Origin of the sequence: Rhodococcus sp. 15-2388-1-1a, assembly GCF_002259145.1 — a bacterium.
GTDB lineage: Bacteria > Actinomycetota > Actinomycetes > Mycobacteriales > Mycobacteriaceae > Rhodococcoides.
Window position 1 is genome coordinate 106,496 of the sequence record NZ_NPFP01000054.1, and the last position, 13,343, is coordinate 119,838.

At 61.1% G+C, this 13,343-nt stretch carries 13 protein-coding genes; 2 read left to right on the forward strand and 11 right to left on the reverse strand.

Annotation, left to right across the window (positions count from 1 at the left end; genetic code table 11):
* Positions 1–47 precede the first annotated feature (47 nt).
* Both CH302_RS29310 and CH302_RS29315 read right to left on the reverse strand, forming a co-directional pair.
* Positions 48–470, reverse strand: coding sequence for a universal stress protein (locus CH302_RS29310; RefSeq protein WP_037189071.1), 423 nt, complete (start codon positions 468–470; stop codon positions 48–50).
* 55 nt (positions 471–525) lie between these two features.
* Complete coding sequence (locus CH302_RS29315; RefSeq protein WP_037189070.1) at positions 526–1,269, reverse strand: SDR family oxidoreductase; 744 nt, start codon at positions 1,267–1,269, stop codon at positions 526–528.
* A gap of 204 nt (positions 1,270–1,473) precedes the next feature.
* Between CH302_RS29315 and CH302_RS29320 the strand changes: the two genes are divergently transcribed.
* Positions 1,474–2,901 (forward strand): aldehyde dehydrogenase family protein, encoded by a 1,428-nt coding sequence (locus CH302_RS29320; protein ID WP_037189069.1) that lies wholly within the window; start codon positions 1,474–1,476, stop codon positions 2,899–2,901.
* Between the two features lie 4 nt (positions 2,902–2,905).
* Here CH302_RS29320 and CH302_RS29325 read toward each other — a convergent pair whose 3' ends face one another.
* From CH302_RS29325 to CH302_RS29335, 3 genes are all read right to left on the reverse strand, one after another.
* The gene (locus CH302_RS29325; RefSeq protein WP_037189068.1) at positions 2,906–4,309 is read right to left on the reverse strand and encodes an MFS transporter; all 1,404 of its coding nucleotides are present in this window, start codon (positions 4,307–4,309) and stop codon (positions 2,906–2,908) included.
* 13 nt (positions 4,310–4,322) lie between these two features.
* A complete protein-coding gene (locus tag CH302_RS29330; protein WP_037189067.1) occupies positions 4,323–5,717 on the reverse strand; it encodes an MFS transporter in 1,395 nt (464 codons plus the stop codon).
* 358 nt (positions 5,718–6,075) lie between these two features.
* Complete coding sequence (locus CH302_RS29335; RefSeq protein ID WP_037189066.1) at positions 6,076–6,732, reverse strand: DedA family protein; 657 nt, start codon at positions 6,730–6,732, stop codon at positions 6,076–6,078.
* A gap of 288 nt (positions 6,733–7,020) precedes the next feature.
* On the opposite strand from CH302_RS29335, the gene CH302_RS29340 reads away from it, so the two are divergent.
* Positions 7,021–7,896: a helix-turn-helix transcriptional regulator gene (locus tag CH302_RS29340; protein ID WP_037189065.1), complete on the forward strand. Its 876-nt coding sequence runs from the start codon at positions 7,021–7,023 to the stop codon at positions 7,894–7,896.
* Positions 7,897–8,070: 174 nt separating this feature from the next.
* Here the strand turns inward: CH302_RS29340 and CH302_RS29345 are convergent, their stop codons facing one another.
* The 6 genes from CH302_RS29345 to CH302_RS29370 all read right to left on the reverse strand — a co-directional run bounded on the left by CH302_RS29345 (position 8,071) and on the right by CH302_RS29370 (position 13,205).
* Positions 8,071–8,427: a cyclophilin-like fold protein gene (locus CH302_RS29345; RefSeq protein ID WP_230596189.1), complete on the reverse strand. Its 357-nt coding sequence runs from the start codon at positions 8,425–8,427 to the stop codon at positions 8,071–8,073.
* Between the two features lie 206 nt (positions 8,428–8,633).
* Complete coding sequence (locus CH302_RS29350; protein WP_037189064.1) at positions 8,634–9,092, reverse strand: lipocalin-like domain-containing protein; 459 nt, start codon at positions 9,090–9,092, stop codon at positions 8,634–8,636.
* Positions 9,093–9,761: 669 nt separating this feature from the next.
* Entirely contained in the window at positions 9,762–10,163 is a 402-nt protein-coding gene (locus CH302_RS29355) for a cupin domain-containing protein (protein ID WP_037189063.1), read from the reverse strand.
* A gap of 44 nt (positions 10,164–10,207) precedes the next feature.
* Positions 10,208–10,555 (reverse strand): carboxymuconolactone decarboxylase family protein, encoded by a 348-nt coding sequence (locus CH302_RS29360; protein WP_037189062.1) that lies wholly within the window; start codon positions 10,553–10,555, stop codon positions 10,208–10,210.
* Positions 10,556–10,708: 153 nt separating this feature from the next.
* On the reverse strand, positions 10,709–11,737 hold the full coding sequence (locus CH302_RS29365; protein ID WP_037189061.1) for a zinc-dependent alcohol dehydrogenase family protein: 1,029 nt from the start codon (positions 11,735–11,737) through the stop codon (positions 10,709–10,711).
* Positions 11,738–11,765: 28 nt separating this feature from the next.
* Complete coding sequence (locus tag CH302_RS29370; protein ID WP_052047446.1) at positions 11,766–13,205, reverse strand: MFS transporter; 1,440 nt, start codon at positions 13,203–13,205, stop codon at positions 11,766–11,768.
* Positions 13,206–13,343: the final 138 nt, after the last annotated feature.

The window sequence follows — 13,343 nt, forward strand, 5'->3', positions numbered from 1 at the left end:
GTGGCCCTCGCGGGTCACGTCCAGTTCTGCTCGAATGCGGTGCCGCGTCAGACGGTCTTCGCGATGTACACGTCACAGGGGGCATGCGCGGCAACGGCACTGGCGACACTGCCGAGGACCCGTGCCAGACCCTGAGTTCGTCGATTTCCCACGACGATCAATTCGGCGTCGAGCCGGGTGGCCTCGTCGACCAGTGCAACCGCGGGACGGCCCTGCACCACGGACGTCGTCACACGCGGGGCAATGACTCGAAGCGCGACGGCTGCGTCACCGACGATCGCCTCCGCGAATTCACCCGACGTCACGAGCGACGATCCGGGCCTGTCGGGGAATTCCTTCACAGCGCCGCTGTCGACGGCGTTCACGAGATGAAGTCTCGCTCCTAGGCTGTGTGCGATCTCGGCCGCTCGGCGGGCCGCTCGCATCGAGGCGTCGCCACCGTCCACTCCGACAACGATGATGCTTACCACGGTCGCTCCTGATTCTGACCAGCTAAAGGTCGATTGATGAAAGGTGTTGCAGCGGTTACATTCCGCCGTCGACCGCGATGTCCTGGCCGGTGATCATGTCGGCCTGCGGTGTGGACAGGAAGACGGCGAGGTTGGCGATGTCGACCGCAGCGATCCGACGTTTCATGCTCTGGTTCTCGATCACCCAGTCGTGGTATTCCTGCTGCTTGTCGCCACGGTCGCGGTATTCGGCATCCGAGAGGACGGCACCCGGCGAGATGCCGTTCACGTTGATGAGGTAATCACCCAGTTCGCGGGCCATGCCCTTGATGAGTCCGTACATTGCACCCTTGGACGCGATATACGGCACGTAGCCGGTCCACCGACCCGTGAGGGTGAGGGACGTGATGTTGACGATCTTGCCGTAATTCTTGGCCTTCATGTGCTCAGAGCACACGCGCGACAACACGAATACAGCCGAGGAGTTGACCCTCACCTGATCCTCGTACTCCTTGATGGTGAACTCGGCGTGCGGCTTGAAGATCACCAGCGCGGCGTTGTTGACCAGTACGTCGACCCCGCCGATCTCGTCGGCCAGGGCCTTGACCGAGGTCTCGATGCCGGCCAGGTCAGCGAGATCGCACCCGAAGTAGCGGATGCCCTCGCCGATACCGTCGAGCGTCTTCTGCGCATCGGGTGCGTCGGGACGATCCAACGCGATGACGGTGGCCCCCTCCTCGACATACCGGCCCACAAGAGCCTGGCCGATGGTGCCCAGAGCGCCCGTGATCAAGACGTTCTTGCCTGTCAGTGAACCCACGATTCTTCCTTACGTCGTTCTGTGCCCGAAGCCGCCGATCAGTGAGGTCGGCGTCCGGGTGGTCATGATGTATAATGTCAGACAGTTATACCTACGTCAATAAGCGCGCCGCCGCCCGCCGATCTTGGCGTTCAAATACAGGATAGGTTACGGTCTTACATTTGACGTCCAGTTTCGATTTTGGCACACGCACGGAGGCTTGAAGTGGAACATTTCGGACAGCTCTACGTCGGTGGTCAATGGATCGCACCCAGCGGTGACGGCACCCGCACTCTGGTCGATCCGACGTCCGAGGAACCGTGGGCCACCGTGGCCTCCGGAGGTGGGGTTGCCGATGTCGATCACGCCGTGGCAGAAGCGAAACGCGCGTTCGCGAGCTTCTCCAAGACCACCGTCGACGAACGCATCGCATTGATCGATCGAATCATCGCCGCGTACGAGCGCCGCGAGCCACAACTCGCTCAGCTGATCGCCCAGGAGGTGGGTGTTCCGGTCTCCTTCAAGGCGCAGGTGACCGGGCCCGCGGGGCACATGAAGGTTGCTCGCGACCTCATCCGCGGCTACTCGTTCCAGCACGAGTTGGCCGACACCCTCGTCAGGCGCGAGGCCATCGGTGTCTGCGCTCTGATCTCACCGTGGAACTGGCCTATCCAGACGTCGGTCATCAAAGTGATCTACGGAATCGCCGCCGGCTGCACGATGGTGCTGAAGCCGTCGGACGCCTCTCCCGCGTCCGGTGTCGCGCTGGCCGAGATCATGCACGAGGCCGAAACGCCTCCCGGTGTTTTCAACCTGATCGTCGGTCGAGGAAGCGTCGTGGGCGATGCCCTTTCGCGCCACCCCGATGTCGACATGGTCTCGTTCACCGGTTCGACCGGCGCCGGCGTCAAGGTCGGCGAGTCGGCGGCTCGCACCATCAAGCGCGTCTGCCTCGAACTCGGCGGCAAATCGGCGAACATCGTCCTAACCGACGGCGACCTGGAGAAGGCTGCGCGGTGGAACGTACAGCGGGGCTTCTCCAACAGCGGCCAGTCATGCCACGCACCGAGCCGGCTTCTCGTGCACGAGTCGCAGGTGAAGGACATCATCCCGTTCATCACGGACGAGATCGGTCGGATGCGCCTCGGCGACCCCCGAGACCCTGCCACGACCCACGGTCCGCTCGTGCACGCCCAGCAATACAACAGCGTGCAGAACCACATCGAGACAGGCCTGAACGAGGGCGGAAGTCTGGTCGCCGGCGGCTTGGGCAGAGCAGACGGCTTCGATCGTGGATTTTTCTGCAAGCCAACCGTTCTCGCGGACGTGGATCGCGAGATGACCCTTGCCAAGGAAGAAATCTTCGGCCCGGTGCTCGTCGTCATGCCGTACCGAACCGAAGCGGAGGCACTCGACATCGCGAACGATTCGATCTTCGGCCTCGGCGGCTACGTCTTCAGCGAGAACCGCGACCGCGGTTACGAATTCGCCTGTGGAATCCGTGCGGGACGGGTGTCGTTCAACGGCGCGAACACCAATTCGGTGACGCCCATGGGCGGCTACAAGCAGTCCGGTATCGGTAGGTCGATGGGCGAGTACGGTCTCGAGGAGTACCTCGAGGTCAAGTCCATCTACGGCTTCGACGGAGAATGACACCTCACTCGCGGGGAATGCGTTCCCCGCGAGTGAGGCTCCTGGTGACCGCAACACCGAAGAGAAGTACGAGCGAGATCGCGACGACCACCCAACCGGTGTGACGAATGCCGTCGTCCCCCACGCTGGGGCCCGCGGTGAACTGCAGAACCACGGCGGCCAGGTTCGCTCCCAGGAATTGCACCGTGCGATACATACCCATGGCGGTTCCGACTTCCTCGAGGGAAGTCGCGGAGTTGACCATGTTCTGGTTGCTCAGGTTGTTGAACCCGCTCGGAACGCCGAGGACTGCGGCGACCAGCAGCACCACGACGATGGGTGCCGTCGTCCGTTCCACGATCGCCAGGAGCAGTCCCCCTGCGGTCAACGCGACTGACCCGACCGTGAGCGTGATTCGAGGACCGCACCGCCGTAACACTTTCGAGGCGACGTACGTCGACAAGATTCCCACCGCGGCGACCGGCAACATCGTGAGGCCGGTCTGAGTCGCGCTCATGCCACGTTGGTATTGCAACCACTGGGGAACCGAGAAGAACACCGAATAGAACGCGACGTAGGTGAGCAATGTTCGGACCAACGTGGCGCTCAACGAACGATTGTGGGCCAGCGCCCGCACATCGATGAAGGGCTCATCGGTATGCCATTCTCGGACGACGAAAAGGACCAGGGCGATCGCCGGAACAGCGAGCAGGAACCACGGCGGCGATCCCCCGGCCGAAAGCAGGAACATCATGGTGGTGGATGTGAGCACGACGAACAGGCCGACTCCGAGCAGATCCAGCGAACGAACCAGGCTGCGTCGCGAATCACTCTGTCGTGCTGTCGAATCCGGAGCGACGTAGCGAAGTACTGCAGCTCCGCTGAGGGCTATGACCGGCAGGTTGATCCATAGGATCGATTGCCAGCCGAACGTTCCGACCAGCAGTCCGCCCACAGTGGGACCGAGGGCCGCAACGGATTGACTGCACAGGACGAGCGTCAACAACGCCGATTTCGGATCGCTCCGGTGACGATCGGCGTAGTCGCGAATGATCGTCATCGCGTTCGGAAAGTGGGTGGCCATCCCGATTCCGAGCAGTACATTTGCGGCGATGAGCCAGTTGATATCGGGCGCGAAGGACCCTACGACCGTCGCGACGCCGACGATCCCCAGACCCATCAAATAGATCCTCCGCGCTCCGAAGATCGTGCCGAGCTTTCCGCCGATCGGAGCGGAAACCGCTGTGGCGATATACATCCCGGAGATCAACCAGGATGCTCCCGCCGGCGAACCGAAGTGCGTGACGATAGCGACCATCGCCACCGCGATCATCGACGAGTTCAGCGGCTGTAGCACGCTCGCCGAGGACGCGGAGATACTGACCTTCGCCGGTACCGCCGCCCCGAGGGCTCTCTCTGTAGAACTCATCGAGCGAAGCAACTCACGCTCGATGTACGACCTTCGCCGAATCGGATGCGTCGGTCTCGTCGGTACGCCCCGGCACCGCGGAACTGGGCAGACCGTAGACTGACAACCGCAGATCGGTGTTCTTCGTTTCCGGCACAAGCCACACGCCAACCAGTCCGATGAGGCCGATTCCCGCCATCGCGTAGAAGGCAGGAGCGACCGGATTTCCGGTAGCGCTGATCAGTGCTGCTGCGATGAGCGGCGTGGTGCCACCGAAGAGAGCCACGGAGAGGTTGTACGAGATTCCATGGCCACGGCACCGAAGCGCCGTCGGAAAGATTTCGACCATTCCGGTGAACATCGCCGCTCCGTACATCGACAGGCCTATCGAGAGAAGTGCCTGTCCGACGAATGCGCCGGCTACCGTTCCTGACCCGGCAAGTGCGAACGCGGGATACGCGGCGACGAAGAGCCAGATCGCTCCGGCGTAGTACATCGGTTTGCGTCCGAGCCGATCGCACAGCTTTCCCATGACGGGAAGTAGTGCCGCGAGAACCATGATGGCCGCCATGTTCGAGAGCAACGCACTCGTGGCCGGTATACCTCCATGGCTGACCACGAAGGTGTACATGTAGCCGCTGAGCAGATAAGCGCCGATCGCGTACGGCGGCTGCAACAAGATGACCAGAAGCATGGACTTGCGCGTGCCGAAGGCTCCCCGCATCGCGCCGGACACCGTCCCCGCGTTCTCCGGAGTGTTCATCTTCTCGTACTCCGCTGCGGCCTCGACGAACTCGTCGGGATCCTCCAACGTCCGGCGCAGCACGTAACCTACGACGGCCACGACTCCACCGAGGATGAAGGGGATTCGCCATCCCCACGCTTCGAATGCTTCTTCTCCCAACGCCGACCGAAGGCCGAAGATGATCGCAGCCACCGCGGCCACAGGCCAATACGAGAACGACTTCACCGTCCCCATCCAGGACGCTCGTTTCGTCGCGGGAGCCGACTCCACGATGTAGCTCTCGACGCCTGTCGTCTCGCCTCCGATCGACAGTCCCTGCAGCAATCGACACAAGATCAGAATGAGTGTCGCGGCCAGGCCGATGGACTCGTAGGTGGGAATCATTCCGATGAGCATCGTTCCGACACCCATCAGCACGACGGTCCAGGACAAGACGGCAAGGCGGCCGAACTTGTCACCTACGTACCCGAAGAGTGCGCCGCCGAACGGCCTCGCAACGAATGAAAGTGCATACACGGCAAAGGTTCCCAGGATCGCAGCCGCTGGGTTTCCTGCCGGGAAGAAGTGAATCGCGATGGTCGGTGCCATCAGCGCGTACACCGAGTAATCGAACTGCGTACCGATCTCACCTATCGCCCCGCCGAGCTTCTTTCGACGGTCACTGTCTTTGTGCGACTCGGTCATTCGCTCTCCTTTTGTTCTGCGACGAGAACCCCTGCCGGCTCAGGGCCTCTTTGATTGCGGCACAGATGGGTTCGCGTGATGCAACGGACGGCACATCCAGATACATGCTGTATCACAAGGATCTGTATGTCAATAAGGACGTTAGGTAATTGTCATACGTTTTGCCATCAAGGGTATGAGGCACAGCAGGCGGGGTACAGAAAAGCCCGTGGTCACCCGATATTCGATCGAATACTGGGCGAGCAGGTGGGGTGAAACCGGTCGGACACGGACCGCAATTCGACGCGGCTGCGATTCGACGATCGGCACTGGGCTTCCGTCCACTGAACTGCCGGCATCGCAGTCGTGAGAACACCCTTTACGGGGATGCCGCTACATCGAAGGTCGGTGCCGAATCCATCGGCCCTGCAGAGGGTGTGCGTGCCCGGCGCCGTACGAGTCCCACGCCGTACGTGATGGACATCAGGCCGACACCGGCAGCGATGAAATACGGCGCGACGTTCGGATTGGCACCGACGGTGCTACCCACCACCAGCAAAATGGTCACCCACAACGCCGCGGCGGCAAAATTGCACAGCGCGAAAGTTCGGAACGACATCGGGGAGGCCGCCGCCAACCGCGGACCGAAGGTTCTGGTGCCACCGAACAGATGACTCGCAATGGAGGCGACAGTGGCATGGCGATCGAAACCACTCTGTGCCCGCCTGACAAACTTCGATGAAGACATACTGTTCGGGGGAAGGGGCATCGAACTCGCGCCACCACGACGGCGGCGTAGCAAGAAGGCTGTCTGCGCACCCCCGGACGACGCCACTACCATCACTACTGCCGCAACGATCGGATCCACGCGGCCGAGCCCGACGACCGACCCGACGATGAGCACGGTGCTGGTTCCGGGAAGGACGAGACCCACCAGCAGCGCAGACTCCGCTAACAGGACAACCCCGGCTGCACCGAGAAGATACGGCGCACAGACTCCGGCCAGGCAGGCGAGAACAAGTCCGATATCGGGCACGGGCCCCAACCTTCCAGTTGCGTACGAGTAGCGGAGTACGAGGCATCGAGCGCTACCTCGCAGTGCTGCCGGTTATAGACGTCACCGCACTGGCCAGTCGGAGCGCTCAGCATGGACGGCGGATTTCGAAGACCAATCAATCCACGATGCGCGAGCTGAACCCGTCGAATTCGTGACAGGACCAGCATTGCACGCGAACCCCAAATATGCGACGTTGCGACGGCGCCCCCGCGAAAGGTGTACAGATAGGGCATCGTTCATTGCCGCAACTGGCTCTACGCTCAGCTCATGGACAACAAAGCGGAGGTACGCGAGTTCTTGATGACCCGCCGAGCAAAGGTCTCGCCGGACGATGCGGGCATAACAGGCGGTGGGAACAGGCGTGTGGCCGGTCTGCGACGTAGCGAAGTTGCTGCTCTCGCCGGTTTGTCCGTCGAGTACTATGCCCGCATCGAGCGCGGCGCGATCGGCGGCGCGTCGTCCTCCGTACTCGACGCGCTATCGCGCGCATTGCGACTCGACGATACCGAGCACGCACACCTTCTCGACCTTGCGCGTGCTGCGGATGGCGTCCCCACGTCCGGACGCCCACGCCGAAAGACCGTGCGCGCCGCTGCCCCTCGGATAAGCCTCCAGTGGGCACTGGATTCGATTACCGACGGCGTTGCTTTCGTACGCAATCAGCGACAGGATCTTCTCGCCACGAACAATCTGGGCAAAGCGTTCTACGCGCCGATCATCGGAGACGGTGGGCGAGTTCCAAATCTTGCACGTTTCCAGTTCTTGGACCCGGTATCCCGCGAGTTCTACCCCGATTGGGATGCATTTGCTCAGATGTGCGTGTCGATCATGCGAGCCGAAGCCGGGCGCGATCCACACGATAAGGGGCTGCAAGATCTGGTGGGAGAACTCTCGACACGAGACGAGACGTTCCGAACATTATGGGGCGCACACAACGTTCGCTCGCACGGCGCTGGTAAGAAGCGCTTCAATCACCCCATCGTCGGCGAGGTTCATCTCGCCTACGAGGAACTCGTCATCACCGCTGATCCCGGTTCCATCCTGATGGTCTACACAGCGGAACCAGGTTCTCCGAGCGCCGAACGACTGCACCTCCTCGGCTCTTGGGCCGCCGAACACAGCCCGAGCAGTGGTCAGTCCTGAGGTAGCTTGTCTAGACGCTGCCTGAATTCGTATCCAGCTTTGCCGCAACGAAATCGGATCGGTACAGTTGTTCCCTTGGCCACTCGGCGACCTATCGTAGAGAACCGCGTCGTGCACCCGCCCTGCGACTGTAGGACGGGTGCACCGACAGATCTCGTAACGTCAGTGGGCGATTCAGTCCGATCGAGTAACGGTCACCGTCACGCTGCCATCGATCGCGCCGACAATGTCGGGTCCGGTCTCGTCCATGCTCCCCAGGATGACAATCCCTGGGAAGTAGCTCTGGTCACCGTAGTAGAGCACGAAATCGTTCCCCGGGGCATAGTACCCGATGTCACCCGGATTCGGGTCCGCCCCCGAAGGTGAACCCTCGGTTGTCAATTCGGCAGGCAGCGGCCCGGTCTTTTCCACAGAACCGTGATCGGCCATGGGGATTGTCAAAGGAAGCTGAGCCAGCAGGTCGCGGCTCGACGCGCTGCCGTTCAGCGTTCCACTCACCGTTCTGTCGCCTACCTGAATTTCGACGCGCATGGATTCTCCATTCTCTGTCGTGACGCTCTCCTCGCTGGTCGTCGCAGCATCCGCGGTCCGTGACCGGTCAGAAGCTCCCGACGGTGCAACGTCAGTGGCATCGGTTCCCCCGGAGCAGGACGCAAGTGCAAGGACGCACATCAGTCCGACCGCGGACGACACCCCGCGCATTCTGGATCGGTCCCCGGTTGTCGTGCCCGCCTCCCTCACGAGCTGGAGTGACGTTCGTAGGTCACACGAAACCCGTCGGCCGGATCACTCGGCGTCAGGACCAACGTGTCGCCATCGACCTCGAAGTTTCGATCGAGTGACTGCCCGATCAAATCGCGCGCCAACGCCGATTCGACTGTGATGGTGAATGTTCCGGCATCCGAATCTATGGTCAGGTCGCCGTAGAACGCCTCGTATCCCTGCACCGTCAGAGCCGTGTCAGGCGCCTCGGTGTCCGGATTCATGGCCTGGACTGACACGGTGTCACTGGTGAAGGTGATCTGTCCCGAATACGGAACCGTCTGTAGATCACCCTCGGTGCCGACCTCGAGCGAGGTCATGCGCCACTCTCCGATCAGAGGGTCGCTACCCGCACCGTCCGAGCTCTGGGAACACGCGACGACCGAACCCATCAACCCCAATGTGACGGCCCCGGTGAGTATTTGCTTCTTCATTGTCCTACCTCGAGTGTGAGAAACGTTGTCCCTCCACACGGTAGGTGTACAAATCGGGCATTGGGAGTCCCTGCCAGGGCACCTATCGCAATCTTCGGGCCGCTCACGCACCGACCGATCAGTCTGTAAAGGCCGGCCGCGCGGGACATTCGAGCGCCGGTTTAATCGGTCCGGTGCGGTCAATGGATTGATATCCGGCGGCATCGGACCACCGTCGCCAGCGACCGCCCCGTCCGGCAGCCGGATGCCGGACATGCCTCCGCGCCGATACGTGCAAGTTCCAACTAGCGGTTGACGAAAGCACCGGATCGACTACGCGCCGTGGCCAGTAAACTCCTAGAGCAATCGAGACATCCGCACCGTTGCCCGTGACACGACCACCATCGTGTCCGCTCTCTCAGCCGGTACCAAGTCATCCTTCGCGAGAACAGCTCCGACATTTTCCTGCAGAACAGCGACCTGATTGCGCAGTCCGTTGCTGACGTCCTCCACGAGAGTCCTCCGTCCAAAACGCCGTTTCGAGACGCTCAAGCATTCCATCCATCGTGTCGGCGACAGAAGCACGTAGCTCGTCGCGCGGACCGCGCGCTTTCATTCGCCTCGACAGATCCCTTCCACTGAGATCGAGATCAGTGAAGCAGTGACCGAGCGATTGGCTGCCGAAGTAGCTCAGCGGCCCTCGTACTCGTCGTCGGTGATGTGTTCGGCCCAGGTCGTCGTAGTGGCGGGATCCTCGCCGTTCTGAAGCATGGCGATGTGCTCCATGTAGACGCCCGGAGCTGCGGCGTGCCAGTGCTCTTCACGGGGAGGGGTGTACAGAGTCTGCCCGGGGTGCACCTCGATGATGGTTCCGTCGCGGCTTCCGAATCGGGCAATTCCTTGCGTCACGCGCAGGTATTGGCCGTTCTCGTGGGAGTGCCATGCCGTGCGAGCGCCTGGGGCGAAACGAACCGTCGCGACGACCATGGTCTGACTCGACTCGTGCGGGAGCGCGATCGGATCCAGCCAGACATCACCGGCGAACTGGGCTGCGGGGTTCTTCGTGGTGGAAACTGGGGGTTCGATATTCACAATTTCACTTTCTATCGATCGAATCGTCCGAATGCTTTTGTAGCTCAGCCTTTTTCGGCATCATCCTGGTCGTCGAACATCTTCTTCACAACACCCATCGCCGCCATCCCCTTGGGCCAGCCAGAGTACAGCGTGACGTGCGTGATCGCCTCGATGAGCTCGTCTTGCGTGACGCCGTTCTCGATGGCGCGGCCGAGGTGGAACCCGAGCTGCTCGGTGTCACCGCCGGCCGTGAGCACAGCCACCGTGAGGAGGCTTCTGTCACGGGCGGCGAGTTCGGTCCTGTTCCAGACATCGGCAAAGAGCATGTCGTCGGTGAGTTCGGCGAGCTTCGGGGCGAATTCTCCGAAGATCGCCCGCCCACCTCCTACTTGCTTGGGTTGGTCTGTCACGGCGTTCCTTCCTGGGCGATGTCACCAGCATGGCGCGAAAGACCCGAGGAAGGAAGGCACTACCGAGGAGCGCACCGACAGGGCATCGTTCACTGCCGGGCCTAGATCCCGCTGCGCACCGAAGCGCCCTGCCGCCCGATCCAGACAGCTACGTCAATCGAAGACGAAAACGCCCTTACCTATTTCACGTCGATCGAACAGCCGGTATGCACGTTCAGCTTCCGAAATCCGGAACTCGTCTGTGAACAGTGCCTCGATGTCGAGGCCACGCTCCGCCACGAACGCTGCGCACTCCTCTTGGAGGTTCTTGCTGAACGTGAGCGACCCCACGATTGTCTTGTGAAGGTGAATCAGTTCGTCACTGCTTATCTCCAAGGGTCCGAAAACACCTACCATGCACGCAGTCCCCCACTGCCGAATGGAAAGGACTGCTTGTTGTCGCACGGTCGCGTTGGCGCTGCACTCGATAGACTTGTCTGCACCTTCGCCGTCGCTGGTAAGTGCACGAACGGCGTCAACCGCGTCCACTTCGGCGGAATTGATGGCGAAATCGGCACCAAACCGCTTCGCCATCTCTAGTCGTGCCGAATCGATATCCACAGCAATGACGCGAGCACCGAATGCTTTGGCCAGCAGTGTCGCACTCAACCCGACCGGACCCTGACCGAAGATCGCGACCGTGTCGGTAGCGTTCAAATCGATCCTTTTGATTGCCGCGAATGCGGTACCCGTTCCGCACGAGATTGCAGCTCCGGTCTTGAACGACAACGATTCGGGCAGTTTGATCAGCGTGTGCGCAGGGACCTTCATGAAGTCAGCATGTCCGCCGTCACCGTTGAGACCCCCGTATACGATGCGGCCGTTCGGGCAATACTGCGTCCAGCCCGAGCGGCAATACCGACATGCGCGGCACCCGTCGTAGTGATGCACCATGACACGATCCCCCACCTGTGCCTCGGTGGGTCGAACCGCATTTCCTACCGACTCGACAACACCGCTCGGCTCATGACCTTCGATCACCTGTGCGTCCGCGGGCCGCTGCGGGCTGTGCAAGTGATGCAGGTCGCTACCGCACATACCGGAGGCCTTGACCCGAATTACCACTTCGTCCGGACCTGGCACTGGATCCGGTAGGCGACGAACCTCGATCTTGTTCTCGCCCAGAAAAACTACAGCATCCATTTCGTGGCTCCCCTGTGTGGTTTACGGTTCAGTGGCCGGTTCGCGTGCGTACGACCGACACGTCGGTATCCTTTGCCGGCCCAGAGTCGGCTTCTTGACCATCGCCGGACCGAGCCTCCTCGGCTATCTGGCTGAGAGCTTCTCGAGAAGTGTCGACGCGGGCAACGGCGTACATCAGGGTCGCGATCACATACAAGCCAGAAAGAGCCAGGATCACCCCGACGATTCCGAAGTGGGAGTACAACCAAAGAACGATGAACGGGGAGAAGATCAACCCCACACGACCGACGGTCTGAGTCAATCCGCCGCCCCGAAAACGGAAAGCGGTCGGAAAGAACTCAGGCACTGTGCCCAGACACATCGTCAAGAACGATGCAGCCATCGCGACCAGGATGAATCCGATGACAACGATCAGCGCAGGCTGCTGCATAAAGGGATAGATACCGGCGAAAATCGCAGCTAGCGTTCCGAAGATCACGATGCTGTTTCGACGACCGATGCGGTCCGCGATCAGAACACACAGCAACGGCCCCACGACATACCCGGACATGATCGCAGCGTTGAAGCCTAGTGATCGAGACACGGTAAGCCCCTGTTCGACGAAGAACGTGGGCATCCAACCCGTGATTACGTTGGAACCGAACAGGCAAATGACAGTGAGGAACAGCGCCATTGCCGTCCGTGCGACCACTGGTCGGGAGAACAACACCGTGATCGGCACCCACTCCGCCTTCTCGCTGACCGGGGTCGACGCCGCATTGGAGCTCGACGATGAGTCGATCAGGGTATTCGGGGTGCCGTTCTGCCTTTCGATCTCCTGCATGACCGCTTCGGCTTCCTCGTACCGCCCGCGTGACTCCAACCACCGCGGCGACTCCGGCATCGAACGGCGTAGCCACCACGCAACGAGCGCACCGACGCCCCCGATCACGAACATCGCGCGCCACGAGAATGTGGGAATTACCAACCAACCCAAGACAGCGGAAACTGTCACCCCCAGTCCGCCGAAGAAACCGAGGATTCCCAAATACCGACCACGACGAGCACGCGGAATGAATTCGGTGATCATTCCGTAGCAGATGACGTATTCGGCACCCATTCCTATACTCATGAGAAAGCGCAGGGCTATGAGAATTTCCATGTTGGGTGCCAATGCGGCACACAACGCCAACACCGCGAACAGACCCAGGTTGAACTGAAATGCGAAGCCTCGGCCGACACGGTCACTGAGCCAACCCGCAAACGCTGCTCCGATTGCCAGTCCCGCGAACGTGAACGACAAAAACAGAGAATTCAGTTGCAGCGTCGAAAATCCAGTCGGCAGCATCGAGGCAAGTACTGCAGCCGAAAGCTTGTTGTCGAACGCATCCCAGAACATTCCGAGCCCGACCAGAATGATCATGCGTCGATGAAACTTTCCCATCGGTAGGTTGTCGAGGCGTCTGCCCGCATCCACGCGTGTACTCACTGCCCCGCTCCCCTCAGCACCGGGTCGGTACCGAGACCGAGGAGCCACGCGCCTTGCATGGCTTGATCGACCGGACATGTTCGAAATTGGGTTTCCACAGCAACATACCTTTGGTTGGTGTTTCTATTTGTCGGACGC

What these genes read in the sequence shown, in the direction of transcription:
- CH302_RS29350 (WP_037189064.1), bottom strand. Translation starts at nt 9,092, where the DNA reads ATGAAGAAGCAAATACTCACCGGGGCCGTCACATTGGGGTTGATGGGT.
- CH302_RS29365 (WP_037189061.1), bottom strand. Translation starts at nt 11,737, where the DNA reads ATGGATGCTGTAGTTTTTCTGGGCGAGAACAAGATCGAGGTTCGTCGC.
- CH302_RS29330 (WP_037189067.1), bottom strand. Translation starts at nt 5,717, where the DNA reads ATGACCGAGTCGCACAAAGACAGTGACCGTCGAAAGAAGCTCGGCGGG.
- CH302_RS29345 (WP_230596189.1), bottom strand. Translation starts at nt 8,427, where the DNA reads ATGCGCGTCGAAATTCAGGTAGGCGACAGAACGGTGAGTGGAACGCTG.
- CH302_RS29325 (WP_037189068.1), bottom strand. Translation starts at nt 4,309, where the DNA reads ATGAGTTCTACAGAGAGAGCCCTCGGGGCGGCGGTACCGGCGAAGGTC.
- CH302_RS29340 (WP_037189065.1), top strand. Translation starts at nt 7,021, where the DNA reads ATGGACAACAAAGCGGAGGTACGCGAGTTCTTGATGACCCGCCGAGCA.